The organism is Virgisporangium ochraceum (assembly GCF_016863655.1).
Classification (GTDB): Bacteria; Actinomycetota; Actinomycetes; order Mycobacteriales; family Micromonosporaceae; genus Virgisporangium; species Virgisporangium ochraceum.
On the sequence record NZ_BOPH01000001.1, the window covers coordinates 247,492 to 273,363 of the forward strand.

The window sequence follows — 25,872 nt, forward strand, 5'->3', positions numbered from 1 at the left end:
AGAACATGCGGGCAGGACCGACCCAGGACGAGATACGACGGCAGAACCTCGGCGCGCTACTGCGATACGTGCACCTGCGCGGGCCGACCTCGCGGGCGGAACTGACCGCCCGGCTGGGCCTCAACCGGAGCACGATCGGCGCCCTCACGGCCGATCTGGCAACCGCCGGGCTGGTGGCCGAGGAACTGCCCCGCGACCACGGCCGGGCCGGACGACCTTCGCTGGTCGTCCGGCCCGAGTCGGGGGTGTACGGCTTCGCGTTGGTGATCGACGTCGACCGGCTCACCGCGGCCCGCATCGGGCTCGGTGGCACGGTGCTCGACCGCCGGGAGAAGCAGCGGCCACCGGGTGCGATGTCACCGGCGGAGGTGGTGGCGCCGCTGGCCGAGTTCGTCAAGGACATGCAGCGCACGGCGCCGGCCGAGGCGCGCTACATCGGCGCCGGCGCGGCCGTCTCGGGGCTGGTGCGGGCGGAGGACGGACTGGTGCGGCTCGGCCCGCACGTCGGCTGGATCGACGAGCCGCTGGGCGAGGCGCTGGGCAAGGTGCTCGGCGGCGAGAAGCCGGTGCAGGTCCGCAACAACGCCGACCTGAGCGCGCTGGCCGAGCACGTGCGGGGCGTGGCCGTCGACTGCGACAACATCGTGTACCTGACCGGCGCCGGCGGGATCGGCGGAGGGATCATCGCCGGCGGACGGCTGGTCACGGGGCATGGCGGGTACGGCGGCGAGGTGGGCCACATGGTGGTCAACCCGGCCGGCCGCAGGTGCGTGTGCGGCGCGTACGGCTGCTGGGAGACCGAGGCGGGCGAGGGCGCGCTGCTGCGCCTGACCGGTCGTGCCCAGGACGGCGGTGGCCGCGAGGCCGTCCGCGGGATCATCGACGCCGCCGCGCGCGGTGACGCGCTGGCGCAGGCGGGCCTGCGCCAGGTCGGCGACTGGCTCGGCTTCGGCGTGGCCAACCTGGTGAACATCTTCAACCCGGAGATGGTCATCTTCGGCGACGGCCTGCGCGAGATCTACATCGCCGCGGCGGCACAGGTGCGCAGCCGGCTCAACCGCAACGGTCTGCAGGCGTGCCGGGAGCACGTGCGGTTGCGCACGCCCGCGCTCGGCGAGGACTCGGCGCTGCTCGGCGCGGCGGAGCTGGCCTTCGAGCCGCTGCTCGCCGACCCGCTGGACAATAACTGAGTGCTGGACGCCCCTGAGTTTGCGGCGGCGCTCGTCGCGGCCGAGGCCGTCGTCGACCGCGGCCCGGTCGCGGCGGCCACGGCGTTGCGCGCTGCGGGCGTCCCACCGGATCTTGCGGCCACGGCCCTGACCCAGGCCGCGTTGCGGCGCGCGGCCGTCGGAAAGTTCGGCGCCGCCGCGGCGTCGATGTTCTTCACCCGGACCGGGCTGGAGCAGGCGACCCGGGCACCGGTGTCCGCCGCGCGGGCCCGCCGGCTGGCGCTGGCCGGCGCCACCCGGGTGGCCGACCTTGGCTGCGGGATCGGCGCCGACAGCCGGGCGTTCGCGCTGGCCGGCCTGTCGGTGCTGGCCGTCGAGGCCGACCCGGAGACGGCCATCGTGGCGGCGGCGAACCTCCGCGGGCTCGACGCGTCGGTCGTCACCGGCGACGCGACGACCGCCGACCTCACCGGCGTCGACGCCGCGTTCTGCGACCCGGCCCGCCGCACGGCCGGTGGCCGGCGCGTCTTCTCCCCCGCCGCGCTCTCCCCGCCATGGGACTTCGCGGTCGGCCTGTTCACGCGGCTCCGGTTCGCCGTGCTGAAGCTCGCCCCCGGACTGCCGCACGACCTGGTGCCGCCCGGCGCGGAGGCCCAGTGGGTCTCGGTCGACGGCGACCTGGTGGAGGCGGCGCTCTGGTCGCCGTCGCTCGCGGCGGTGCCCCGGCGCGCGACCGTGTTCCGGGCCGGCGTCGCCCACGAGCTGACCGGTGACGCCGCGCCGGCGCCGGTCGGCGGCCCGCGCCGGTACGTGTTCGACCCGGACGGCGCCGTCACGCGGGCGGGCCTGGTGGGTGCGTTCGCGGAGACCGTCGACGGCGTGGTGGCCGACCCGTCGATCGGCTTCGTCTACGCGGAAAAGCCGGCGGGCACGCCGTTCGCCCGCTGCCTCGAGGTCGTCGACGAGCTGCCGGTCGCGGTGAAGAAGATGCGGGCGGCGCTGCGGTCGTACGACATCGGTCGGCTGGAGATCCGCAAGCGCGGCAGCGCCCTCGACGTCGAGAAGCTCCGCCACGACCTGCGCCTGTCCGGCACCGGCGACGGCGTGCTGCTCCTCACCCGGATCGCCGACCGCCCGGCCGCACTACTATGCCGTCGTGGCGAGTAAGGGGACCCCGGCAACCGCGCTGCTCGGCCGGCGCAAGGTGACGTTCACGCTGCACGAGTACGTGGTCGACCCGGGCGCGTCGTCGTACGGCGAGGGTGCGGCGGCCGCGATCGGCGTCGACCCGGCCCGGGTGTTCAAGACCCTGGTCGCGGAGGTCGACGGCCGGCTGACCGTCGGCGTGGTGCCGGTCACCGGCGCCTTGAGCCTGAAGGCCCTGGCCGCCGCGGTCGGCGGCAAGCGGGCCGCGATGGCCGAGCCGGCCGCGGCCGAACGCGCCACCGGCTACGTCACCGGTGGCATCTCGCCGTTCGGACAGCGGGCCCGGCTGCCGATCGTGGTCGACTCCTCGGCCGAACTCTGGCCGACGATCTACGTGTCGGCCGGCAGGCGTGGCCTGCAGGTCGAGGTGGCCCCGAAGGACCTGGTCGAGATCACCTCGGCGGCCGTCGCCGAGATCGGTACTAATCTGTAGGGCGTGACTGTGCGGGCGTCCGACAACGACCGGGAACGCACCCTTGCGGCCCTGCGCGAACACACCGCGGCGGGCCGGCTGACGCTCGACGAGTTCGCCGAGCGGGCGTCCACGGTCTACGCCGCGCGCACCCTGAGCGAGCTGGCCACGACCACGGCCGACCTCCCCGAGGCCGAGCAGCACAGCGACCCGCGTCAGCTCGCGGTGATCCTCGCGATCGCGCTGGCCGTCGTCGCCGTGCTCGGCGTCCTCTACTGGCTGCTCACCTAACGGTCGACCTGGGTGAAGTCCCACACGTGCGGGCTTCGGGCGACCAGGGTCGGCGGCGGCGCGGGCAGGTCGAGCGGGTCGCGGTGCCAGCGGGAGATCACCACCACCCGGTGGTCGGTCGAGGAGAAGACCTCGCTCGACACGTGCTGCGGATGGCCCTCGACCTCCGGCACGGCCTTCTCGCAGACCCACGCCAGAAACTCGTCGAACACCGCCGGGCGGCTCCGCGCCTCCCACATCCGCACAATCACGGGCGGCAATTTACCCCGTCACCTCTCTCGGCGACAGATCAGCCATGTGCAGCCACTACCGCGGTGATCGGCATCGCGGAGTCGGCCGGCAGGTCGAGCCGGCCCTCCTCGACCCCGGCGGCGACCAGGTGCGAGCCCAGCGCCGCGACCATCGCACCGTTGTCGGTGCACAGCTTCGGCCGCGGGACCCGCACCGCGATCCCCTTCGCGGAGGCCCGCTCCACCGCCATCGCCCGCAGCCGCGAGTTCGCGGCGACCCCGCCGCCGATCACCAGCGTCTCGATGCCCTGCGACGCGCACGCGTCGATCGCCTTGCGGGTGAGCACGTCGCAGACCGCCTCCTGGAAGCTGGCCGCCACGTCGTGCATCGGCACCGGCTCCCCGGACCGCTCGCGGGCCTCGACCCAGCGCGCCACGGCCGTCTTCAGCCCGGAGAACGAGAAGTCGAACCGGTGCTCGGCCTGGTCGCGCGGGCCGGTGAGGCCGCGCGGGAACTCAATGGTGATCTGCCCCTCGCGGGCGGCGTTGTCGATCGGCAGCCCGCCGGGGAACGGCAGCCCGAGCAGCCGGGCGACCTTGTCGAAGGCCTCGCCGGCGGCGTCGTCGATGGTGGCGCCCAGCGGGGTGACCCCGTGAGCGAGCGAATCCACCCGCAACAGCGACGAGTGCCCACCCGAGACGAGCAGCGCCACGGCCGGCTCCGGCAGCGGACCGTGCTCCAGCGAGTCGACCGCGACGTGTGCGGCGAGGTGGTTGACCCCGTACAGCGGCTTGCCCGCCGCCAACGCGTACGCCTTGGCCGCCGCCACGCCGACCAGCAGCGCACCGGCGAGCCCCGGCCCGGCGGTCACCGCGATGGCGTCGACGTCGGCGAGCTTCACCCCGGCGGTGTCGAGGGCCCGCCGCACGGTGGGCACCATCGCCTCCAGGTGCGCGCGGCTGGCCACCTCCGGCACGACCCCGCCGAACCGGGCGTGCTGCTCGACGCTCGATGCGACCGCGTCGGCCAGCAGGGTGTGCCCGCGCACGATGCCGACACCGGTCTCGTCGCACGAGGTCTCGATGCCGAGGACCAGCGGTTCTGCTGTCATGTCGCGTTCTCCCGAACCATCACCAGAGCGTCGGTGTTGCTGGGCTGGTAGTAGCCACGGCGCACGGCCAGCGGCTCGAACCCGTAGGTGGCGTACAGCTTCTGCGCCGGCTCGTTGTCGACGGCCACCTCGAGGAGCACCTTGCGTACCTGATGGCGCTCAGACCGGTCCAACAGATCCTCCAACAGAAGACGGCCGAGACCACGACGCTGCGCGTCGCGACGGACGGCCAGATTCTGCACCCAGGCCTCCTCGGGCGCGTTCACCGCGAGCCCCCCGTACCCGACGATCGTTCCGTCGTCGTCGACGGCCACCCGGTAGTAGTGGCCGTTGGCCAGCTCGTTCCAGAACATCCACTCCGACCACTTCTCGGCGCCGAAGAGGTCCTCCTCCAGCGGCATGAGGTCGGCGATGTGCCACCACCGCAGCGGTTCGAGCTGGATCACTGGAGTGCCATCTTGCGCTGGCCGGGTGGAACGGCGTCGGGACGGCGCAGGTACAGCGGGGTCAACGGCTCCGACGGGGCCCGGGACAGCACCCGGTCGGCGGCAAGGGCCGCCAGGCCCGCGGCCGGCGGGTAGAGCACGTCGACCGGCAGCCCGAGGATCCGCCCGGCGGCCTCACCGGCGGCCGGGTCGCCCACCGGCACGTCGGCCGGTGAGCTCACGGCCGGGCCGTCGGTGCGCACGCCGTTGTCGTAGGTCGCCCAGTAGACCTCTTTGCGACGCGCGTCGGTGGCGACGAGCAGCCGCCCGGTGGTACCGGCGGCGAAGGCGTCGAGGGAGCAGACCCCGTACGCGGGGATGTCCAGCGTGTGGCTCATCGCGGCCGCCGTGACCAGGCCGACCCGCAGGCCGGTGAACGGGCCGGGACCGAGGCCGACCACGATCGCCGCCAGCCCGGCCGGCGTGGTGCCGGCCTCGGCCAGCACGTCGTGCACCGACGGGGCGAGCAGCTCGCCGTGCGCCCGCGCGTCGACCGTCACCTTCCCGGCACGCACCTCGACGGAACCGTCGGTCACCGACGCGACCGCGGCGGTGACGGCGGGGGTGGCGGTATCTACGACAAGCACGAGCACGTCAGACACCTTAACGAGGTCACAGGGACGCGACGCGCTCCGCCCAGTCACCACCGACGCCGACGAGCCGGGCGACCCGGGTCTCGTCGTCCAGCCGGTCCAGGTGGACCTCCAGGTACGAGTCGGAGAGCTGCTCGGCGATCCCCTCGCCCCACTCGACCACGGTGACCGAGTCCTCGACGCTGGCGTCGAGGTCGAGGTCGTCGAGCTCCAGCCGGCCACCGACCCGGTACGCGTCGACGTGCACCAGCGGCAGCCGGCCGTCACGGTGCACCCGGGAGATCACGAACGTCGGGGACGTGACCGCCGCTTTCACGCCCAGCCCGGCGCCGATGCCCTGGGTGAGGGCGGTCTTGCCGGCACCGAGCGGCCCGATGAGCAGGATCAGGTCGCCGGCCCGCAGCCGTTGCGCGAGCTTCGAACCGAGCGCGCGGGTGTCCTCGACCGTAGGAAGCTTCACAGCCGCTCCAGAAAGCGTTCGATGGCGTCGTCGACCTCGTCGGGCAGTTCCAGCAGCACCACGTGCCCGCCGTGCTCCACTACCACGAGCTCGGCGTCGGGCAGCTCGGCCGCGATCTCCTGCGAGTACACCAGCGGCGTCAGCAGATCGGCGTCTCCGCAGACGACCATCACCGGAACGGTGCGGAGAACCTCCAGCGCCGGCAGGCGCGAGTGCGTGTAGAGGGTGTGCACGTACCGGGCGATCACCTCGGTGGGCGTGGTGGAGTTCATCCTCTCCACGTACTCGACCACCGCCGGGCTCGGGTTCGGCGAGCCGAAGCCGTAGCGGCGGGTCAGCACCCTGGCGACCTCGTGGGCGGCGCGGCGGGCCCGGTCGGCCACCGTCGTGGTGAGGCGCGGGGCGTTCCGCAGGAGCGGGATCAGCGGCCGGTTGAGCCGGGACACCACCTCGGGCAGGCCGAACGTCACCTCGTTGAGCCGCCCGGCCGACGTGGAGATCATCACGACTCCGGCCACCCGGTCGGTGAACAGTTCGGGCGCCTGCTCGGCCAGCGCCATGATCGTCATGCCGCCCATGGAGTGGCCGATCAGCACCACCGGCCCGTCGGGCACGGCCTTCTCCAGGACCGCCTTGAGCCCGGCTCCGAGCGCGTCGAGCGTGTACTCGCCCTTGGGCAGGCGGCCGGACCTGCCGTGTCCGGGCTGGTCGTAGAGCACCTGCCGGTACTCGCCCTCGAATGCCCGGCGCTGGAAGTGGAACGTGCCCATGTCGAGGCAGAAGCCGTGCACGTAGACCAGCGTCGGGTCGTGGCGTTCCCCGTCGACCACCTCGACGTGCAGGTCGACGCCGTCCTCGGTGGTCACCGAGAACTGCTCGTCGTAGGGCAGCTCGCCGAACGGCTCGTCGAAGTAGTGGTCGGCGGCGCGGGCACGGCGACGCTTGGCGTACCGGTTGGCCGCGACACCGACCGCGACACCGCCGGCCGCGACACCCACCGCGGCGAGCGCGCCGAGCCAGCCGGCGTTCCGGCCGACGAAGCCCTTCTCCTGCGTAGCTTTAGCCACCGTCGTACACCCGCGCCATCCGGTTGCTCCCCATGCGGGCGACGATCTCATAGTTGATCGTTCCGCACACGGCGGCCCATTCGTCCACGTGCGGGCCGTCGCCGCCGAACAGCACCGCCTCGTCGCCGGCCCGCACCGGCAGGTCGCCGACGTCGAGCACGATCTGGTCCATGCACACCCGGCCCGCGATCCGGAACGTCTGCCCGCCGACCGCCACCGGACCCTGGCCGCTGGCGGCCCGCGGCACGCCGTCGGCGTACCCGACCGGCACGACGGCGACGGTGGTCTCCGACGTGGTGACGTAGTGGTGGCCGTACGAGATGCCCTGGCCGGCCGGCAGCCGCTTGACCAGCATCACCCGCGCCCGCACCGACATCGCCGGCCGCAGCCCGAACCGCTGCCCCTCGACCGGCGACAGCCCGTATACGGCGATGCCGGGGCGCACCAGGTCGAAGTGGGTGTCGGGGCGGGTGAGCGTGGCACCGGAGTTGGCCAGGTGCCGGTAGCGCGGCGTCACACCGAGCCGGGCGGCCACGTCGAGCGCGTCGGTGAACGCGGCGACCTGCGCGTCGATCGAGGGGTGGTCGGGCACGTCACTGTTCGCGAGGTGGCTCCAGACGCCGACCACGTCGAGGTCGCCGTCGGCGGCGGCCTTCGCGGCCGCCTCCACCAGGCCGGGCCAGTCGGCCCGCGCGGCGCCGCCCCGCCCCAGTCCCGTATCGATCTTCAAGTGGACCCGCGCACAGCGGCCGGTCTCCCGCGCGGCCGCCACGATCTCAGCGAGACGGACCTGGTCCGCCGCGGAGAGGTCGACGTCGGCGGCCACCGCGTCGGCCAGTGGCAGGCCCGGCGTGAGCAGCCAGGCCAGCACGGGCGCGGTGATGCCGGCAGCGCGCAGGGCCAGCGCCTCGTCGAGCGTGGTGACGCCGAGCCAGGTGGCTCCGCCGTCGAGCGCAGCCCGGGCGCACGGCACCATGCCGTGGCCGTAGCCGTCGGCCTTGACCACGGCCATGACCTCGGCCGTGGTGCCGGCTTTCAGCCGGGCGACGTTGGCTCTGATCGCGTCCAGGTCGACGCGGATCTCGGCGTTGTGCATCGTTCGAGCTTACGGCGCGCTCTCCTTGCGTTCTTACGGAGCGCTCTCCTTGCGCAGGCGCGATGACCCCGGTACCACCGACCAGCCGGCCACCCAGCGGGCCGTGGTGGTGGGGCTGGTGCGGTCACGGAGGTGGTACCAGTCCATCCGGGCCCTGGCCGCGGTGACGTGCAGCACGCCGTAGCCGTGGTTGTCGAGCTCGGTCCACTTCACGTGCGGGTTGGTGCCCCGGATCAGGCCGGCGGCCACCGGGCTGACGATGCCGGCCGGCAGCCCGATGAAGTCGTTCAGGTTGTCGCTGGTGACGCTCGGCACCACGAACTCGGCCGCCGCCGGGTCGCCGACGGTGGTCCTGGTGACCAGCTCGTTGGCCCACGAGGTGTGGATGTCGCCGGTGAGGAACACGACGTCGCGGGTGTTGTGCGCTCTCAGGTGGGCGACGAGCTCGTCGCGGTCGGCGTTGTAGCCGTCCCACTGGTCGGCGTTGAGCGCGAACCCGTTCTGCGGCACGCCGATGAGCTGGGCGAGCGGGCCGAGCAGCCACGCCGGCAGCGCACCCACGTCGAGCCGGGAGATCATCACCGAATTGCCGACGAGCTTCCACCGCGCGGTCGACGATGTGAGCCCCTGCTTGAGCCACTCCATCTGCGCGTCGCCGGTGATCGTGCGGGCCGGGTCGTCGACGGCGGTGCCGCTGGCCTGTTGCGACCGGTAGGTGCGCAGGTCGAGCATCGACAGCTCGGCGAGCCGTCCGAAGCGCAGCCGGCGGTAGATCGTGTTGTTGTCGCCGGTGCGGACGGGCATCCACTCGAAGTACGCCTTGTGCGCGTTGGCCCGGCGGGTGGCGTAGTCGCCTTCGGTGGCCGGATCGTGGTTCTCGGCGCCGCCCGACCAGGCGTCGTTGGCGATCTCGTGGTCGTCCCAGGTGACCACCCACGGCACGGCGGCGTGCAGCGCCTGCAGGTCGGGGTCGGTCTTGTAGAGGCCGTGCCGGATGCGGTAGTCGGCGAGGGTGAGGGTCTCGTTGGCGGGCTGGTGCTGGCGGACCACGCCGTCGCTGCCGGGGAAGCCGCCGGTGCCGTACTCGTAGATGTAGTCGCCGAGGTGGATCACGAGGTCGAGGTCGCCGCGGGCGGCGAGCAGGCGGTAGGAGCCGAAGTAGCCGGCCTCCCAGTCGGCGCACGACACGATGCCGGCCCGCAGCGAGGCCAGTTCGGTGTCGGGTGCCGACGCGGTGGCGGTGCGTCCCGTGGCCGACCAGACGTCGCCGAGCCCGAACCGGTACCAGTACGGCGTCGCCGGGCCCAGCCCGCGCACGTCCACCTTGACCGTGTGGTCGCGCGCCGGTCCCGTTTCGACGCTCCCGGCCGCGACGACCGCCGCGAACGCCGGATCGGACGCGACCTGCCACCGTACGGTGACCTCCGGACCGGCACCGGACCCCGGCGCGGCGTCGGGGGTGGGCGTCACCCGCGTCCAGAGCAGGATGCCGTCGGGGAGAGGATCGCCGGACGCGACCCCGTGCTGGAAAGTGGTGGCGGGAGCCCCGGTGGCGGGTGCCGCACCCACGAGGCCCGCGGTGGTCGCCGCGGTGGCGACGCTGGCGGCCTGCAGCACGACCCGCCGGGTGACGTGTTCTGGCATGCCGATCAGCTTGCCGCGTAGCGCCTGCCGAGCCCAGGCCATCGACGAAGATTTTTACCGTTGCTCACCGGCCGGCCTCTTCCCGGTCGCGCGCGGGGGCGTCCGTTACCGGGTGGCCAGCGTGACGGCCTCCCGCAGTTCGGCGGCCACGTCGACCGCGGTCGTCGGGCCCTTCTCGGCCGCGAGCCGCCCGGCGAGGCCGTGCACGTATGCGGCCGCCACGGCGGCGCGCGGCGCGGGCAGGCCGCCGGCGAGCAGGCTTCCGAGCAGGCCGGCCAGCACGTCGCCGGTGCCGGCCGTGGCCAGCGCGGCGCTGCCGGTCGGGTTGGCGAAGGCACTTCCGTCGGGCGCGGCGACGACGGTCCGGTCCCCTTTCAGCAGCACCACCGCGTTCATCTGCGCGGCCAGGCGCAGCGCCGCCTCGACGCGGTCGGCGCCGGGCTCGGCACCGGCGATGCGGGCGAACTCCCGGTCGTGCGGGGTGATCACGGTGGCAGCCCTGCGTTCGCGCAGCGGCTGGGCCATGGAGCCGTCGGCGATCAGGGTGAGCGCATCGGCGTCCAGGATCACCGGGACCGGCGTGGCCAGGACGGCGCGCAACTCCCCGACGGCGCGTTCGTCGGTTCCGAGGCCGCATCCGCACACCCAGGCCTGCGCCCGCCCGGCGGCGCCGACCGAGTCGGTGGTGACGACGCTGGGGAACCGTTCGCGGACGCTCTCCTGCGCCGTGCCCGCGTAGCGCACGTACCCGGTCGGACCCGCGAGGGCGCCGGCCACCGACAGCAGGGCCGCACCCGGATAGCCGTCGGACCCGGTGGCGAGTCCGACCACGCCACGCGTGTACTTGTCGTCGGTGCTCGCGTGACTGGGCCACCAGCCGGCGATGTCGGAGTGGTCGGGCACCTCCACGGCCGGCCGGGTGACCAGGTAGCCGGCGAGCCCGATGTCGACGAGGTCCACGAGTCCACTGTGGACGGCCGCCGCCCCCACGACATGTGCCGGCTTCAGCGCTCCGAACGTGACGGTGACGTCGGCCCGGACCGCGGCGGCCGGGTCGGGCACGTCGCCGGTGTCGACCTCCACTCCGGACGGCACGTCGACGGCGACCACCACCGGCGCACCGCCATCCTCCGCCCGCGCCCGGACCGCCTCGGCGACCACCGCGGCCGCGCGTTCCCGGAGCGCGCCCCGCCCGCCGATGCCCACGATGCCGTCGACCACCAGGTCGAGGTGCCCGTGCGGCGCGGGCGCCGGACGGCCACCGGCCGCGACGAGCGCCTTGTACGACGCACCGTGGATGCGGTCGGACAGCCGGATGACCCGTACGTCGGCGCCCCGCCGCGCCAGTGCCGCACCGGCGTACATGGCGTCGCCGCCGTTGTCGCCGGAGCCGGCGAGCACGAGCACCCTGCGGCCGTAGACCCCGCCGAACCGGTCGTGCAGCAGCCCCGCACACCGACGCGCGAGGCCGGCCGCGGCGCGCTGCATGAGCGTGCCCTCCGGCAGCTTCGCCATCAGTGCCTTCTCGGCCGCCCTGATGTCGGCGGCCCGCCATGCGCCCTTCATCGTCCCCCCACGCCAGTCACGACGCGTCCCCTTCCGCGACGACCATCGCGGACGCGATGCCCCCGTCGTGCGACAGCGACAGATGCCACCGCCGTACCCCCAGCTCCTTGGCGGCCGCCGCGACCGTGCCCGACACGGTGAGCCACGGCCGGCCGCTCGCGTCGGACACCACCTCGCAGTCGTGCCAGTGCAGCCCGGCCGGCGCTCCCAGCGCCTTGGCCACCGCCTCCTTGGCCGCGAAGCGTGCCGCCAACGACTCCGCCGACCGCTGCCCCCCGGACGACGTGGTGCGCTCCGCGGCCGTGAACAGCCGCTCGATCATCAGCGGCGTGCGTTCCATCGCACGCGCGAAGCGGGCCACCAGGACCACGTCGATGCCGACCGCCACGATCACCCCGACAGCCTATTGGTCGGGCGGACCGCCGACCGGTCCGATCCGCGGCCTGTGGACAATCCATCGACGGCGCGCGGGTCGGTTGTCCACAGGGGCTGGCCCGGGCTCCGGCGGCCGACCTAGCGTTCCGCCCATGAGCTTCGAGGTGTCTCCACAGGCGCTCCGCCAGGGTGCGGCCGCGCTCACCGAGCTGGCCGGTGAGGTGCGCGCCGACCTGGTGCGCGCCTACCACGTGGTGGCACCGCCGCGCGCCGCCAACCGTGAGTGGGCGGCCACCATGGCCAACGACGCGGCGGTCGGGTCTGTCGACGCCACGCTGGCCGGGTTGGCGGCGGGGTGCCGGAGACTGGCGGACGCGCTCGTGACGGCCGCGCTCGAGTACGAGAAGACCGACGAGAACGCCGGCCGGAGGCTCACACGATGACGGCCGGCACGAGACTCCGACCGGGCATGACGCCGTCGCGGGCCGGCACCAACACCACCGCTCGGCGGTCGGGATGGTGACCCTGGCGGCTGTGGCCGACGCGCGTCCCGAGGCCTGGCGGGCGGCGGCCGGTGGCTGGCGGGCCCTGGCCGACGCGCTGGCCGACCGGGCCGGCGCGGCCGACGCCGTCCGGACCCGGCTGGCGGCCCACTGGCGCGGTCCGGCGGCCGACGCGGCATCGTCCGCCCTCGCGTCGCTCGCGGTGGGCCTGCGAGCGGTACGGGGGCCGGCGTACGCGTGCGACCAGGCGCTGTGCGAACTGGCCGGCGAGATCTCCCGGCTGCGCGGGGCGGCCCGCGCGGTCCCGGCGGCGTCGGTGTCGGCCGGAGCCCACGACGCGCTGCTCACCGCCGCCGACGCCGCGGATGCCCGGGCCGTGCACCGGCTCGCGGCCGCGAGGAAGGCGGCAACCGACCTCACCGCCGACAGGGACCTCGCCGGCGTTCACAGCACGGCCGGCCTGCCCGCTCCCGGCACCGGCCCGGTCGACGTCCGGCGGTGGTGGGACGGGCTGTCACCCACCGACCGGCAGGTGCTCCTCGCCACCGAGCCGCGCCGGTTGGGTGCGCTCGACGGGGTGCCGGTGGCCGTCCGCGACGCCGCCAACCGGCAGGTGCTCGACGACGTCCTCGCGGCCACCCCGCCGGGTGAGCGGCGCACGGTGCTCGACGCGCTCGCCGCGCGGCTCCAGCGGGCCGAGCCGGCACGGGCCTACCTGGTCGGCTTCGATCCGGCCGGTGACGGGCGGGCGATCGTGGCGATCGGCGACCCCGACCACGCCCGGCACGTGGTCACGAACGTTCCGGGTGCGGGATCCGACCTCGGTGACCTGCGTGGCCTGCTGGCCCGCACGGAACGGATCGCCGCCGCGGCCGGCGACGGGGTGTCGTCGGTGCTGTGGCTGGGCTACGACGCGCCGGAGTGGCTGTCGGCCACCGGCACGGGAGCGGCCCGGGCCGGCGCCGCCGACCTCGACCGGTTCCAGGAGGGGCTGCGCGCCACCGGCGACGGTCCGCCGGCGCACCACACGGTGATCGGGCACAGCTACGGGTCGCTGGTGGTCGGCACCGCGGCCCGCGAGCACGACCTGCCCGTCGACGACATCGTGTTCGTCGGCAGCCCCGGGGTCGGTGCGGACCACGCCGGCGACCTGCGCGGGCCCGCGGTGTGGGCCAGCACGGCGCGGTGGGACATCATCCACGGCGCCGCACTGGCCGACCGCGTACCGGAGTGGCTCGACCGCGACCCGGCCGAAGACCGCTGGCACGGTGCCGACCCGGGCCACCCCGGTTTCGGCGGCCGCGCCTTCACCAGCGACCCGGGCGACTGGCACGACCCGGTCGGTGCCCACAACGCCTACTTCGACGAGGGCAACGCGGCCCTGGCCGCGATCGGCGCCATCGCCCGCGGCGACTACGCGGCGGTGCGCTGATGCGCGGGCCTACTCGACCGTCACCGACTTGGCCAGGTTCCTCGGCTGGTCGACGTCGTTGCCACGGGCCGTCGCGATCTCCCCCGCCATCACCTGCAGCGGCACGGTGGTCACCAGCGGCGCCAGGAGGGTCGGCGTGCGGGGGACGTAGATGAGGTGGTCGGCGTACGGCGCGACAGCGTCGTCGCCCTCTTCGGCGATCACGATGGTGCGGGCGCCGCGGGCCCGTACCTCCTGGATGTTCGACACGATCTTGTCGTTGAGGACGCCGCGCCCGCGGGCCGACGGGACCACGCACACCACCGGCGTGCCCTCGTCGATCAGCGCGATCGGGCCGTGCTTCAGCTCGCCGGCCGCGAAGCCCTCGGCGTGCATGTAGGCCAGCTCCTTGAGCTTGAGCGCGCCCTCCAACGCCACCGGGTAGCCGACGTGGCGGCCGATGAACAGCACGCTCTTGGCGTCGGCCAGGTCGCGCGCGAGCTCGCGGACCGGCTCCATCGCGTCCAGGACGGTCTGGATCTTCGCCGGCATCTCGGACAGCTGGGCCAGCACGGCGCCGACCTCGTCGGCGTACATGACGCCGCGCACCTGGGCCAGGTGCAGGCCGACCAGGTAGCAGGCGACCAGCTGGGTCAGGAACGCCTTCGTCGACGCCACCGCGATCTCGGGGCCGCAGTGCGTGTACAGCACCGCGTCCGACTCGCGCGGGATCGTCGAGCCGTTGGTGTTGCAGATCGCCAGCACCCGGGCCTTCTGCTCCTTGGCGTGGCGCAGCGCCATCAGCGTGTCCATCGTCTCGCCGGACTGGGAGATCGCCACCACCAGCGTCGACCGGTCGAGCACCGGATCGCGGTACCGGAACTCGGAAGCCAGCTCCACCTCGCACGGGATCCGCGTCCAGTGCTCGATCGCGTACTTGGCCACCATGCCGGTGTGGAAGGAGGTGCCACAGGCCACGATGAAGACCTTGTCGACGTCGCGCAGGTCCTGGTCGGTCAGGCGCACCTCGTCGAGGGTCAGGTCGCCGTTCTCGGTGTGCCGGCCGAGGAGGGTGTCGGCCACCGCCTGCGGCTGCTCGTCGATCTCCTTGGCCATGAAGGAGTCGTAGCCGCCCTTCTCGGCGGCGCTGGCGTCCCAGTCGATGTGGAAGCGGGTGCCCTCGACCGGGGTGCCGTGGAAGTCGGTCACCGACACGCCCTCCGGCGTGATCAGCACGACCTGGTCCTGGCCGAGCTCGATCGCGTCGCGGGTGTGCTCGATGAACGCCGACACGTCGCTGGCCAGGTAGTTCTCGCCCTCGCCGCAGCCGACGACGAGCGGCGAGTTCCGCCGCGCGCCGACCACGGCGCCCGGCGCCAGGTTGTCGACCGCGAGCAGCGTGAACGCGCCCTCCAGGCGGCGGCACACGCGGCGCATGGCCTCCGCGAGACGCTCGGCCGGGTCGGTGTGCTCGGTGAGGTGACCGAGCTCGGCGGCCAACAGGTGCGCGGCGCACTCGGTGTCGGTCTCGCTGGTGAACTCGACGCCCTCGGCCTCCAGCTCGGCCCGGAGACGGGCGAAGTTCTCCAGGATCCCGTTGTGGATCACCGCGACCCGGCCGTCGGCGGACCGGTGCGGGTGGGCGTTGCGGTCGGTCGGCCCACCGTGCGTAGCCCAACGGGTGTGACCGATACCCGTCATTCCCGCGGCCAGACCGGTCGCCCCGTCCTCGGCCAGCGCCTTCTCCAGGTTCGCCAGCTTGCCGGCGCGCTTCTCGGTCACCAGGTCGCCCTCGCCATCGACGATGGCGACGCCCGCCGAGTCGTACCCGCGGTACTCCAGCCGACGCAGGCCGTCTACCACGATGTTCAACGCCGGACGGCAGCCGGCGTACCCCACGATCCCACACATGGCGAGCACCGTAGCACGTCTAACAAACACACGTGCTGATCGAAACTGGCTCATTCGCGCACGAGGTTTGCTCATTTCGGAGGCGCGAAAAGAGCCGGACCGGTTACCCCGAACGAGCGTCGACCCAGCGCGTACGGTGGCTTCCGATGCCAGCACACGCCCTCACCGACCTGCCCGTCGACGGCGGCGCCATCCACGCCGAGCACACCGGCGCCGGCGCGGACGACGCCGTCCTCCTCCTGCACGCCGGCGTCGCCGACCGCCGGGTCTGGGACCGCGTCCTCGACCCGCTGGCAGCCGCCGGCTACCACGTCATCCGCTACGACATGCGCGGATACGGGCAGTCGCCGCCGGCGACGGCGCCGCACTCGCTGGTCGCCGACGCGTTGCTCGTCCTCGACGCCGCCCAGGTGCGCCGGGCCCACTTCGTCGGGCTCAGCCAGGGCGCGGCCACCAGCGTCGACACCGCGCTGGCCCACCCGAACCGGGTCCGGTCGCTGACGCTCGTCGCACCCGGCCTCACCGGCTACGAGTGGCCCCGGCTACCCGGGTTCGCCGAACGCATGGCGGCCGCCGAGGCCGGCGACACCCACGGCCTCGCGCTCGCGATCGCCCATCTCTGGGCACCGATGTCCTTCGACAGTGGCGAGATCAAGGAATGTGACGCGGCCGCGCGCATCATCCTCGACCAGGCCGAACAGTTCATGCGCGACGAGGAGGAGCTCGAGGAGCCGTCCGCGGTCGCCCGGCTCGAAGAGGTCGGCGCGCCGACCCTGGTGGTGCTCGGCGACCGCGACGTCGACGCGATCACCGACATCGGCGGACTGCTGACCAACCGCATCCCCGGCGCGCGCGGTGAGACGATCCCGGGCGCCGACCACATGCTCCCGCTCAGAACACCGGAACGCCTGGTGGAGCTACTTCTGCAACACCTTCAGGAGAGCCCGTAGCGGAGGAGCACCGTCAGGAGAGCCCGTAGCGGATCTGCGCCCCACCGTCGACCACCAGCGTCTGGCCGGTCATCCAGCGTGACGCCTCCCCGGCGAGGAACGTGATGATGTCGGCGATGTCGTCGGGCTCGCCGATCCGTTTCAACGGGAGCGCCTCGTTGATCTGGGTCTCGAAGTTCTCCCACAGCGCCTTGGCCAGGTGCGTCCGCACGATGCCCGGCGCCACCCCGTTGACCCGCACTCCCGGCGCCAGCTCGGCGGCCATCTGCCGGGTCAGGTGGATCAGCGCGGCCTTGGTCGAGTTGTAGTACCCGATACCGGGCTCGGTGAGCAGCCCGCCGACCGAGGCGACGTTGACGATCGCACCACCCCGGTCGGACATCGACGCCTTCCAGACCAGCCGGCTCCACATCACCGGCGCGAACTGGTTGAGCCGCGTGGTCTTCGCGGCCACCACCTCGTCGATGTCCATCACCGGACCGAAGTACGGGTTCGTGCCGGCGTTGTTGACCAGCACGTCGATCTGCCCGAACCGCTCGATCGTGGCGTCGACCACGGCCTGTGCCTGGTCGGCCTCGGCGGCGTGCGCGGCGACCGCGAGCGCGCCCACCCCCGGGTGCGCCGCGGTGATCTCGGCCGCGACCTGGTCGAGCGCGTCCTGCTTGCGCGAGGTCAGCACGACGTTGCAGCCCTGGGCCGCGAACGCGAGCGCGGTCGCCTTGCCGATCCCCCGGGACGCCCCGGTCACCACCACGGTTCGCATGGCCGCAGACTACTTGACCCGCGAGTAACTAGGAGCGCGGGCTGGCCGCCCGCACCACGCCCGCGATCCGCTCCGCCGCATCGCGCGCCGCGTCCTGGGTCTGCGCCTCGACCATCACCCGCACCAGCGGCTCGGTGCCCGACGGCCGCAGCAGCACCCGGCCGGTGCCCCCGAGCTCGGCCTCGGCCTTCTTGACCGCGTCGAGCACCTCCGGGGCCGACGCGCCCGCCGACCGGTCGGCCACCTGCACGTTGATCAGCACCTGCGGCAGCCGGTTCATGACCCCCGCCAGGTCGGCCAGCGACCGCTTGGTGGCGGCCATGCGCGCCATCACCAGCGACGCGGTCAGCAGCCCGTCGCCGGTGGTGGCGAACTCCGGCAGCACGACGTGGCCGCTCTGCTCGCCGCCCAGCGACAGCTTGCGGTTACGCAGCTCCTCCAGCACGTACCGGTCGCCGACCTTGGTCTCGACCATCGTGATGCGTTGTTCCTTCAAGGCCAGCCGCAGACCCAGGTTGCTCATGACGGTGGCGACCAGCGTGTCGTCGGTCAGCGTGCCGGCGTCGCGCATCGCCACGGCGAGCACGGCCATGATCTGGTCGCCGTCGACGTCTTCGCCGGTCGCGGTGACGGCCAGGCACCGGTCGGCGTCGCCGTCGTGGGCGATGCCGAGGTCGGCGCCGTGCTCGAGCACCGCCGCGCGCAGCCCGTCCATGTACGTCGAGCCGCAGTTGTCGTTGATGTTCAGCCCGTCGGGCGACGCCGCGAACTCCACCACCGACGCGCCGAGGCGCCGGTACACCTCCGGCGCCACCGCCGACGCGGCCCCGTTGGCGCAGTCGACCACCACCGTGATCCCGTCGAGGCGGTTCGGGGCGGCCGCGACGAGGTGGGCGATGTAGCGCTCGTGACCGTCGAACCGGTCGAGCACCCGACCGATGCGACCGCCGACGGGCCGGTCCCACGATCCTTCGAGGTGTGCCTCGATCTCGTCCTCGATGTCGTCGGGCAGCTTGTGCCCGCCCGCCGCGAAGAGCTTGATGCCGTTGTCGGGCATCGGGTTGTGCGACGCCGACAGCATCACGCCCAGATCGGCACCGAGCTCGCCGACGAGGTACGCCACCCCCGGCGTCGGCAGCACACCGACCCGGTCGACGGTGGCACCGGCGCTGGTGAGCCCGGCGATGACCGCCGCCTCCAGCATCTCGCCGCTGGCCCGCGGGTCACGCCCGACCACCGCGACCGGCGGGTGCGAGCGGTCGTGCTCGGCGAGCACCCGGGCGGCCGCCGCCGCCACGCTCAACGCGAGCTCCGGGGTGAGGTCGGCGTTGGCCCGACCGCGGACCCCGTCGGTGCCGAAGAGACGACCCATGCGCACGAAGACCTTTCATCAAGGAACCGAAAATGGCCTGAAAGCAGCAAACGGCCGGGGCCCCAGCGTAGGGGCGACCGGCCGTCGCGGAGCGGACTTACCGCTTCGAGTACTGCGGAGCCTTGCGGGCCTTCTTCAGGCCGTACTTCTTGCGCTCGGTGGCGCGGGCGTCACGGGTGAGGAAGCCGGCCTTCTTGAGCGTGGGCCGGTGCTCGGTGTCGAGTTCGACCAGGGCCCGGGCGATCGCCAGGCGCAGCGCGCCGGCCTGCCCGGTGGTGCCGCCGCCACGCAGGTTGGCGAACACGTCGACGGTCTCGACCCGCTCGGCGAGCACGAGCGGTTCCTTCACCAGCTGCTGGTGCACCTTGCTCGGGAAGTAGTTCTCCAGCTCGCGGCCGTTGAGCACGAACTTGCCCGTTCCCGGCACCAGCCGGACGCGGACGATCGCCTCCTTGCGGCGGCCGACGGTCTGGATGAGGCCGCCCGCACGACGCGCCCGGGTGGGGGCAGCGGTGGTCGCGGTGGCGGTGCCGGCGGTGGGAGCGGGCTCGGCCGGCGCGAACGCGGCCGGGCTCGGGGCAAATCCTTCGGTCACGACACTTCCTTCGGGCGCGCTCACTGCGCGATCTGCTTGATCTCGAACGGCTGCGGCTGCTGCGCCTCGTGCGGGTGCTCCGGGCCGGCGTAGACCTTGAGCTTCTTGATCATGCGGTTGGCCAGCTTGTTGTGCGGCAGCATGCCCTTGACGGCCTTCTCGATCACCCGCTCGGGACGCTTCTCGAGAAGCTCCTCGTAGCCGACCTTCTTCAGGCCGCCCGGGAAGCCGGAGTGGCGGTACGCGACCTTGTTCTGCCGCTTGTTGCCGGTGAGCGCCACCTTGCCCGCGTTGATGACGATCACGAAGTCGCCCGTGTCGACGTGGGGCGCGAACGTGGGCTTGTGCTTGCCGCGCAGGAGGTTGGCGGCGTGGGTGGCCAACCGACCGAGCACGATGTCGGAGGCGTCGATGACATGCCACTGACGCTCGATCTCACCCGGCTTCGGGCTGTACGTACGCACAGGCTTACCTTGTCTCGTCGATTCGGGAGCGGGCGCGATACGCGCCAAGGACCAAGCGTACCCGCACAGGGACGCCAGTCCACTTCACACAACAGCCGTCAACGATACCCGGCAACAGGCGCCAGGGTCAAAACGCCTCCCGACCCACCCGCAGTGGCTGTGAGGGGCTCTTAAAGGGTCGGAAACATTTGGGTCGCAAGGGTGAAATCCCACCACGTCAGCCTCGATTCCATGCCCGCAGGCGGTCGCGCATGAAGCTGGCGGCGGCCCCCGTGGCCGACGCGGAGCCCTTGGTGGGTTTCACCGTGGCCGTCACCGCCGACCGGCGCCTCGACGAGCTCCCGAAGCTGCTGGAACAGTGCGGCGCCCGGGTGGTGGTGGCGCCGGCGCTGCGGATCGTGCCGCTGCCCGACGACACCGACCTCCGCTCCGCGACGGTGACGTGCATCGACAAGCCGCTCGACATCGTGGTGGCCACCACCGCGATCGGCCTGCGCGGCTGGCTGGAGGCGGCGGAGGGCTGGGGACTCGCCGACGGGCTGCGGGCCAGGCTCGGCTCCGCCAGCCTGGTGGCCCGCGGCCCGCAGACCCGCGCCGCGATCCGGGCGGCCGGTCTCGCCGAGAGCTGGGCACCGACCGTGGAGAGCTCCGACGCGGTCCTCGACCACCTGCTCGCGCGCGGTATCGCCGGCCAGCGCATCGCGGTCCAACTGCATGGGGAACCGCAGCCGGACTTCTGCGCGGCCCTGCGCACGGCGGGCGCCGACGTGCTGGAGATACCGGTGTACCGGTGGGGTCCGCCGACCGATCCGGCGCCGCTGCGACGGCTGGTCGACCTCATCAACGGACGGCTCGTCGACGCCGTGACGTTCACGTCCGCGCCGGCCGTGCGGTCGCTGATCGACACCGGCGGGCCGGAGGTGCTCGACCGCCTCCGCGGCGGGGTGACGGCCGCGTGCGTCGGCGAGATCGCCGCCGAACCGCTGGTCGCCGAGCGGGTTCCCGTGGTGGCGCCCGACCAGCCCCGGCTCGCCGGACTGGTACGCAAGCTCGTCGAGGAGCTGCCGAAACGGGCGCCGACCCTGCAGGTGGCCGGCACCACGGTGACGCTGCGCGGGCACGCGGCCGTGGTGAACGGGCTGCTGAAGCCGCTGGCTCCGGGTCCGATGGCGGTGCTGCGCGCCCTCGCGGAGGCGCGGGGGAAGGTCCTCTCGCGCGCCGCCCTGCTCCGGGTCCTCCCCCGCGGCGCCGACGAGCACGCCGTGGAGATGGCGGTGGCAAGGCTCCGGGCGGCACTGGGCGGCACCACGTACGTCCAGACGGTGGTGAAGCGAGGCTACCGCCTCGCCCTCGACTAGCGATCTTGGACGCTTGTACATCGATTCCGATGCGCGAGCGTCCAAGATCGCGATCAGATGACCGGCGCCGACCAGCCGCACACGTCGATCGGACCCGGGCCACTGCCGAGGCGCCAGTCCGACGCGTCCTGGATCGCCCGCCCGACCAGCCCTTTCGCGTACGTCAGCGCGTCGACCACCGCGTCGCCGTGCGCGAGCCGGGCCGCGATCGCCGCCGAGAACACCGCACCGCTGCCCAGGACGTTGCGGGCCGTGATGCGGGGCGCGCTCATGTAGCGCTCCTCGCCCGCGGCCCACACCGCGTCGAGCGCTTCGGTGCCGACCACGAGGTCGCCACCGGTGACCACCACGTACTGCGGGCCGCCCGACACCAGTTCCCGGGCGGCCTGCGCCATGTCGGCCGGGGTGGCGACCTGCCAGCCGAGCAGCGCCGACGCCTCCTCCCGGTTCGGCGTGGCCACCAGCGCGTACGGCAGGAGCCGTTCCAGCGCCATGGCGATCTGCCGCCGTGACTTGATGCCCTCGTTGAGGAGCACCGGGTCGACCACCAGGTTCGGCAACGCGCCGGCCTTCGCCCTCGCGAGCACCTCGCCGATGCCGTCGGCGCTGGCGAACATCCCGGTCTTCACGGCCGCGACCGGCAGGTCGTCGAGCACGGCCTTGAGCTGACCGGCGATCACCGGCGGCGTCATCTCCAGCACGTCGGCGGCGGCGCGGGTGTTCTTCGCGACCACCGCGGTGACGACCGTGGCGCCGTACGCGCCCACCGCGGCGAACGTCCGCAGATCGGCCTGGAGGCCGGAGCCGCCGCTGGAGTCGGAGCCGCCGATGCTGAGCACTACCGGTGGTGTCACCTCGGTCACGCTAATCCCAGACGGGCTCCGGCGTCTCGACAACCTCACCATCACCGCTGAACAGCACGAACCTGTCAAACGAACGGGCGAACCAGCGATCGTGCGTCACGGCGATCACGGTGCCTTCGAAGGAAGCCAGTCCTTCCTGGAGGGCCTCCGCCGAGGCGAGGTCCAAATTGTCCGTAGGCTCGTCGAGCAGCAACAACGTCGCGCCCGACAATTCCAGCAACAGCACGAGAAAGCGCGCCTGCTGCCCGCCGGACAGCGTCTCGAACCGCTGCTCCGCCTGCCCAGCCAGCTCGTACCGCGACAGCGACGGCATCGCGTCCTCGCGCGGCAGCCCGCGCCGGTGGTCGTCGCCGCGCCACAGCACCTCGACCAGCGTCCGCCCGGCGAGATCGGGCCGGTCGTGCGTCTGCGAGAAGTGCCCCGGCCGCACGCGCGCACCGAGCCGCGCGACCCCGCCGTGCCGCACCGGCGCGAGCAGCCGCCCGTCGACCGGCGCGTGTTCCGTGTCGGGATCCGTGCCCCCGCGGGCCAGCAGACGCAGGAAGTGCGACTTGCCCGTGCCGTTCGCGCCGAGCACCGCGACCCGGTCGCCGAACCAGACCTCCAGGTCGAACGGGAAGGTCAGGTCCTCCATCTCCAGGCCGGTGCACACGAGCGCGCGCTTGCCGGTGCGGCCGCCGGACAGGCGCATCCGGATGTCCTGGTCCTTCGGCGGCAGCGGCGGCGGCCCGCCCTCCTCGAACTTCTTCAGGCGCGTCTGCGCGGACTGGTACCGCGACGCCATGTCGGAGTTGTACGCGGCCTTCTGCTTGTACATCAGCATCAGCTGGCGGAGCTTCTCGTGCTCCTCGTCCCAGCGCCGGCGGTTCTCCTCCATGCGCTGGTGCCGGTTGCCGCGGGCCTCGTGCCACGACGCGAACCCGCCCGGGTGCACCCACGCCGAGCCGCCCTCGACCGCCACCACCCGGTTGGCCGTCTGCGCGAGCAGTTCCCGGTCGTGTGAGACGTACAGCACACTCTTGCCAGACTCCGCCAGCCGCTGTTCGAGCCACCGCTTGCCGGGCACGTCGAGGAAGTTGTCGGGCTCGTCGAGCAGCAGCACCTCGTCGGGTCCGCGCAGGAGCAGCTCCAGCGCGAACCGTTTCTGCTGCCCACCCGACAGGGTGCCGATCTCGCGGTGCTTCACCTGGTCCCATGGCTTGTGCAGCGCCGCGACGGACGCGGTGTCGAACAGCACCTCGGCCTCGTAGCCGCCGACCTCGCCCCAGGCCGCGAGCGCGTCGGCGTACGCGAGCTGCGCCTTGCCCGCCGCGGTGCTGTACTTGCCGCGCCGCTCGGCCGCGTGCAGTTCGGCCTCGGCCTTCGCGAGGGTGGTCCCGGCCGCACGGACCGCGGGCGCCGCGAGTGACAAGGCGAAAACATCAAGGTGACGCACGTGAGCGTGCTCTGATCCAAGAGTCTTTCGGTCGCCGGGGGCGCCGAGCATTCCGATGAACTGGCGCATGACGCCCAGTCCGCCCGAGCGCGCGATCGTGCCCGCCTTCACGGGCAGATCTCCGGCGACCATGCGCAGCAACGTGGTCTTGCCCGCGCCGTTCGGCCCGACCAGCGCGACCTTGGCCCCTTCGCCGACGCGGAACGACACGTCCGTGAACAGTTCCCGCCCGTCCGGCAGTACGTGGCTCAGCCCGGCCACATCGACGTACCCCATGGGTCAGAGACCGCTACGGCGAGCCAGCATGAGTCGCATTGTGCTGGTCGACCCGCAGGACGCGATAGCCTTTTCCGCTCGCGTGGCGGTGTGTCGGCCACCCCTTGGCGGTGATCCACTCCTGCAGCGAGTCGGCGCCGAGGTTGCGGGCCACCACCAGCCACGCCGTGCCGTTCCCGGCCAGCCGCGGCAGCCACGTCTCGAGCATCGCGTGCAGCTCCGTCTTCCCCACGCGGATGGGAGGATTCGACCAGATCTGGTCGAAACGCACGTGGTCCGGGATCTCTGTCGGTTCTCCGACCACGACGTTGCCGGCACCCGCCGACGCGGCGTTCGCACGGGTGAGATCCAGCGCACGCCGGTTGACGTCGGTGGCGTAGACGGTCGCCTTCGGGGCGCTCAGAGCGAGCGTGACCGCGATCGGGCCGTAGCCGCAGCCGAGGTCGAGCAGCGTGCCGGTGGTTGCGGGCCCGGGCAGCGGCGCTTTGCGCAGGAGGAGCGCCGTTCCGAGGTCGAGCCGCCCGGCCGAGAAGACGCCCGTCGACGACTCCAGCCGCACCGGCCGACCCGCGACATCGATGTCGATCTGTCTGGATTGTGCTGGCGAGGCAGGGTCGGCGCTGAAGTAATGCTCGGCGGTCACGCAACGTATTCTGCACTTTCGACGGACATCTGTGCGGTGTCCCCGGTTGCCCGGTCGGCTAACCTACGGGCATGAGGTACGGGCGCCGGCGTCAACCCGACCCCGCGGAAGAGGCGGCGGAAGCCGAAAGCTGGCTCGCCGACTACCGAGCGTCATCGGAAGACTCCGAGGAAGAGTTCCCCCCTTCCCGTCGCCGCCGAGACCCAGACGCCGGCGGCGACCCCTTCGGAGCCCCGGGCGGCGACCCTTTCGCCAACCCCGCCGGTGACCCCTTCGCCAGCCGCGGCAACGACCCGTTCCCCGCCCGCGGCGACGACCCCTTCCCGGGCAGAGGCGACGACCCCTTCCCCGGCCGCGACAACACCGGTTTCCCCGCCCGCGGCGACGACCCGTTCCCGGGTCGCGACAACGGCACCTTCGCCGGCCGCGACAACGACCCCTTCCCTGGCTCGGGCTCCATCCCTGGCTCGGGCTCCATCCCTGGCTCGGGCTCCATCCCTGGCGCCGGCTCCGCCCCCTTCGCCGGCCCGGCACACGGCGGCGAACCCCCGGTGGTCCCGGAACCCCTGTTCACCGACCCCCCACCCCCGCCCGACGGCGCCATGCCATTCGGTGCCCCCTTCACCGGCGGCGGCCGGGTCACCCCGAACTACGACGAACCCACGGGCCGCTTCAACGCCCGCCCGTCCTACGACGAGCCCACGGGCGGCTTCGCCGCCCCACCCCCCGGCCGTCCCACCCCGCCGTCCTACGACGAACCCACCGGCGCCTTCGGCGGCCGCCCCGCGGGCACTTTCGGCACCCCACCGCGCGACGAGCCCACGGGCGGCTTCGGCACTCCGCCGCGCGACGAGCCGACCGGTGGCTTCGGCCGCCGCGCCGTCACGCCGAACTACGACGAGCCCACCGGCGGCTTTGGCGCACCCCCGCCCCGCGACGAGCCCACGGGCGGCTTCGCGGCCCCCACGGCCGGCGCGTTCGGCACCGCTTCCCGCGACGAACCAACCGGCACCACGTCGGCGGGCACCGGGCCGGCCGGTACCGCGTCGGCAGGTACCGCGGCGGCAGGTACCGCGTCGGCAGGTACCGCGTCGGCAGGTACCGCGGCGGCGGGTACCGGGACGGGTTCGCTGTTCGGGGGCGCCTCCGGCACGTCGCTGCCCCGGCGCCCACCCGCCGCCTCGCCACACCCCGACGAGGAACCGATCTTCAAGCGCTTCGACCCGTCGGCGCCGCCGGTCGTTCCGGCCAGCCCGCCGCAGGAGGAGCCGATCCTCAAGTACATGTCACCGCGTGAGCGCACCGGCACGCGCAGCACGTACGGCGGACGGCGTCGGGCGCCCGAGCAGCGGTCGGCCGCGGTCAGCGGTCCGCCGGCCACCGCGCCGGTGACGCCGGCGCCCGTCACCGGTCCCGCTGGTCCGGCCGGTCCGGCCCGCCGACGCCGCTACCGCGACGACGACGAACCGGCCACGGCGGGCGGCGTCACGGGCGGCACGCCGGCCGGGTTCGCGCCCGAGTACCAGCAGCCCTACCCCGACCAGCCGGCCGGCTTCGCCGACCCGTCCCCCCGTCCCGGCTTCCCCGACGGACCCCGCCCCGGCTTCGGTGAGCCCGGACGG

The 25,872-nt window shown here is 73.1% G+C and carries 26 protein-coding genes and 1 pseudogene; 9 read left to right on the top strand and 18 right to left on the bottom strand.

The genetic code is table 11. The features are described from left to right. Positions 1-5 precede the first annotated feature (5 nt). The 4 genes from Voc01_RS01130 to Voc01_RS01145 are packed head-to-tail and all read left to right on the top strand — an operon-like array spanning position 6 to position 3,078. Positions 6-1,190, top strand: a complete 1,185-nt coding sequence (locus Voc01_RS01130) for an ROK family transcriptional regulator (RefSeq protein WP_203925293.1) — start codon at positions 6-8, stop codon at positions 1,188-1,190. Further along, complete coding sequence (locus Voc01_RS01135; RefSeq protein ID WP_203925294.1) at positions 1,191-2,336, top strand: class I SAM-dependent methyltransferase; 1,146 nt, start codon at positions 1,191-1,193, stop codon at positions 2,334-2,336. Continuing rightward, positions 2,326-2,808 (top strand): Cys-tRNA(Pro) deacylase, encoded by a 483-nt coding sequence (ybaK, locus tag Voc01_RS01140; protein ID WP_203925295.1) that lies wholly within the window; start codon positions 2,326-2,328, stop codon positions 2,806-2,808. Before Voc01_RS01135 ends, ybaK begins: the two co-directional genes overlap by 11 nt. A gap of 3 nt (positions 2,809-2,811) precedes the next feature. Beyond that, entirely contained in the window at positions 2,812-3,078 is a 267-nt protein-coding gene (locus tag Voc01_RS01145; RefSeq protein ID WP_203925296.1) for a DUF1707 SHOCT-like domain-containing protein, read from the top strand. Here the strand turns inward: Voc01_RS01145 and Voc01_RS01150 are convergent. From Voc01_RS01150 to Voc01_RS01195, 10 genes are all read right to left on the bottom strand, one after another. Further along, positions 3,075-3,329: a hypothetical protein gene (locus Voc01_RS01150; RefSeq protein ID WP_203925297.1), complete on the bottom strand. Its 255-nt coding sequence runs from the start codon at positions 3,327-3,329 to the stop codon at positions 3,075-3,077. The two genes, Voc01_RS01145 and Voc01_RS01150, sit on opposite strands and share 4 nt — an antisense overlap. A gap of 38 nt (positions 3,330-3,367) precedes the next feature. Continuing rightward, positions 3,368-4,420, bottom strand: coding sequence for a tRNA (adenosine(37)-N6)-threonylcarbamoyltransferase complex transferase subunit TsaD (tsaD, locus tag Voc01_RS01155; protein ID WP_203925298.1), 1,053 nt, complete (start codon positions 4,418-4,420; stop codon positions 3,368-3,370). Further along, positions 4,417-4,821 (bottom strand): ribosomal protein S18-alanine N-acetyltransferase, encoded by a 405-nt coding sequence (gene rimI, locus Voc01_RS01160; protein ID WP_203925346.1) that lies wholly within the window; start codon positions 4,819-4,821, stop codon positions 4,417-4,419. Before rimI ends, tsaD begins: the two co-directional genes overlap by 4 nt. A gap of 41 nt (positions 4,822-4,862) precedes the next feature. Then, complete coding sequence (tsaB, locus tag Voc01_RS01165) at positions 4,863-5,498, bottom strand: tRNA (adenosine(37)-N6)-threonylcarbamoyltransferase complex dimerization subunit type 1 TsaB (RefSeq protein ID WP_203925299.1); 636 nt, start codon at positions 5,496-5,498, stop codon at positions 4,863-4,865. Between the two features lie 19 nt (positions 5,499-5,517). Then, a complete protein-coding gene (gene tsaE, locus Voc01_RS01170; protein WP_203925300.1) occupies positions 5,518-5,958 on the bottom strand; it encodes a tRNA (adenosine(37)-N6)-threonylcarbamoyltransferase complex ATPase subunit type 1 TsaE in 441 nt (146 codons plus the stop codon). Then, positions 5,955-7,025: an alpha/beta fold hydrolase gene (locus Voc01_RS01175; protein ID WP_239159846.1), complete on the bottom strand. Its 1,071-nt coding sequence runs from the start codon at positions 7,023-7,025 to the stop codon at positions 5,955-5,957. Before Voc01_RS01175 ends, tsaE begins: the two co-directional genes overlap by 4 nt. Further along, positions 7,018-8,121, bottom strand: coding sequence for an alanine racemase (alr, locus tag Voc01_RS01180; protein WP_203925302.1), 1,104 nt, complete (start codon positions 8,119-8,121; stop codon positions 7,018-7,020). Before alr ends, Voc01_RS01175 begins: the two co-directional genes overlap by 8 nt. Positions 8,122-8,154: 33 nt before the next feature. Then, positions 8,155-9,765 (bottom strand): alkaline phosphatase D family protein, encoded by a 1,611-nt coding sequence (locus Voc01_RS01185; protein ID WP_203925303.1) that lies wholly within the window; start codon positions 9,763-9,765, stop codon positions 8,155-8,157. A gap of 105 nt (positions 9,766-9,870) precedes the next feature. After that, positions 9,871-11,331: an NAD(P)H-hydrate dehydratase gene (locus tag Voc01_RS01190; RefSeq protein ID WP_203925304.1), complete on the bottom strand. Its 1,461-nt coding sequence runs from the start codon at positions 11,329-11,331 to the stop codon at positions 9,871-9,873. Between the two features lie 16 nt (positions 11,332-11,347). After that, positions 11,348-11,725 (bottom strand): holo-ACP synthase, encoded by a 378-nt coding sequence (locus tag Voc01_RS01195; protein WP_203925305.1) that lies wholly within the window; start codon positions 11,723-11,725, stop codon positions 11,348-11,350. Between the two features lie 133 nt (positions 11,726-11,858). On the opposite strand from Voc01_RS01195, the gene Voc01_RS01200 reads away from it, so the two are divergent. Both Voc01_RS01200 and Voc01_RS01205 read left to right on the top strand, forming a co-directional pair. After that, positions 11,859-12,149: a type VII secretion target gene (locus Voc01_RS01200; RefSeq protein ID WP_203925306.1), complete on the top strand. Its 291-nt coding sequence runs from the start codon at positions 11,859-11,861 to the stop codon at positions 12,147-12,149. A 76-nt stretch (positions 12,150-12,225) separates the two neighbouring features. After that, complete coding sequence (locus Voc01_RS01205; RefSeq protein WP_203925307.1) at positions 12,226-13,641, top strand: alpha/beta hydrolase; 1,416 nt, start codon at positions 12,226-12,228, stop codon at positions 13,639-13,641. A gap of 9 nt (positions 13,642-13,650) precedes the next feature. Here the strand turns inward: Voc01_RS01205 and glmS are convergent, their stop codons facing one another. Beyond that, entirely contained in the window at positions 13,651-15,531 is a 1,881-nt protein-coding gene (glmS, locus tag Voc01_RS01210) for a glutamine--fructose-6-phosphate transaminase (isomerizing) (protein ID WP_203925308.1), read from the bottom strand. A 146-nt stretch (positions 15,532-15,677) separates the two neighbouring features. Between glmS and Voc01_RS01215 the strand changes: the two genes are divergently transcribed. Continuing rightward, entirely contained in the window at positions 15,678-16,481 is an 804-nt protein-coding gene (locus Voc01_RS01215; RefSeq protein WP_203925309.1) for an alpha/beta fold hydrolase, read from the top strand. A gap of 13 nt (positions 16,482-16,494) precedes the next feature. On the opposite strand, the gene Voc01_RS01220 is transcribed toward Voc01_RS01215, so the two are convergent. From Voc01_RS01220 to rplM, 4 genes are all read right to left on the bottom strand, one after another. Continuing rightward, positions 16,495-17,244 (bottom strand): SDR family oxidoreductase, encoded by a 750-nt coding sequence (locus Voc01_RS01220; RefSeq protein WP_203925310.1) that lies wholly within the window; start codon positions 17,242-17,244, stop codon positions 16,495-16,497. Positions 17,245-17,272: 28 nt separating this feature from the next. Then, positions 17,273-18,616: a phosphoglucosamine mutase gene (glmM, locus tag Voc01_RS01225; protein ID WP_203925311.1), complete on the bottom strand. Its 1,344-nt coding sequence runs from the start codon at positions 18,614-18,616 to the stop codon at positions 17,273-17,275. A gap of 97 nt (positions 18,617-18,713) precedes the next feature. Continuing rightward, entirely contained in the window at positions 18,714-19,211 is a 498-nt protein-coding gene (gene rpsI, locus Voc01_RS01230) for a 30S ribosomal protein S9 (RefSeq protein WP_307781550.1), read from the bottom strand. A 20-nt stretch (positions 19,212-19,231) separates the two neighbouring features. Then, on the bottom strand, positions 19,232-19,675 hold the full coding sequence (gene rplM / locus Voc01_RS01235) for a 50S ribosomal protein L13 (protein WP_203925312.1): 444 nt from the start codon (positions 19,673-19,675) through the stop codon (positions 19,232-19,234). A 251-nt stretch (positions 19,676-19,926) separates the two neighbouring features. Here rplM and Voc01_RS01240 point away from each other — a divergent pair, with 251 nt between their 5' ends. Continuing rightward, positions 19,927-21,033, top strand: coding sequence for a uroporphyrinogen-III synthase (locus Voc01_RS01240; RefSeq protein WP_203925313.1), 1,107 nt, complete (start codon positions 19,927-19,929; stop codon positions 21,031-21,033). Positions 21,034-21,086: 53 nt separating this feature from the next. On the opposite strand, the gene thiD is transcribed toward Voc01_RS01240, so the two are convergent. The 3 genes from thiD to Voc01_RS01255 are packed head-to-tail and all read right to left on the bottom strand — an operon-like array spanning position 21,087 to position 24,250. Then, positions 21,087-21,887 carry a bifunctional hydroxymethylpyrimidine kinase/phosphomethylpyrimidine kinase gene (gene thiD, locus Voc01_RS01245; RefSeq protein ID WP_203925314.1) on the bottom strand — a complete coding sequence of 267 codons (801 nt, stop codon included), beginning with the start codon at positions 21,885-21,887 and terminating at the stop codon, positions 21,087-21,089. A 10-nt stretch (positions 21,888-21,897) separates the two neighbouring features. Further along, complete coding sequence (locus tag Voc01_RS01250) at positions 21,898-23,607, bottom strand: ABC-F family ATP-binding cassette domain-containing protein (RefSeq protein ID WP_203925315.1); 1,710 nt, start codon at positions 23,605-23,607, stop codon at positions 21,898-21,900. Positions 23,608-23,620: 13 nt separating this feature from the next. Continuing rightward, the gene (locus tag Voc01_RS01255) at positions 23,621-24,250 is read right to left on the bottom strand and encodes a class I SAM-dependent methyltransferase (RefSeq protein ID WP_203925316.1); all 630 of its coding nucleotides are present in this window, start codon (positions 24,248-24,250) and stop codon (positions 23,621-23,623) included. A 551-nt stretch (positions 24,251-24,801) separates the two neighbouring features. Between Voc01_RS01255 and Voc01_RS01260 the strand changes: the two are divergent. Then, a pseudogene (locus Voc01_RS01260) lies at positions 24,802-25,872 on the top strand (hypothetical protein); the annotation flags it as partial.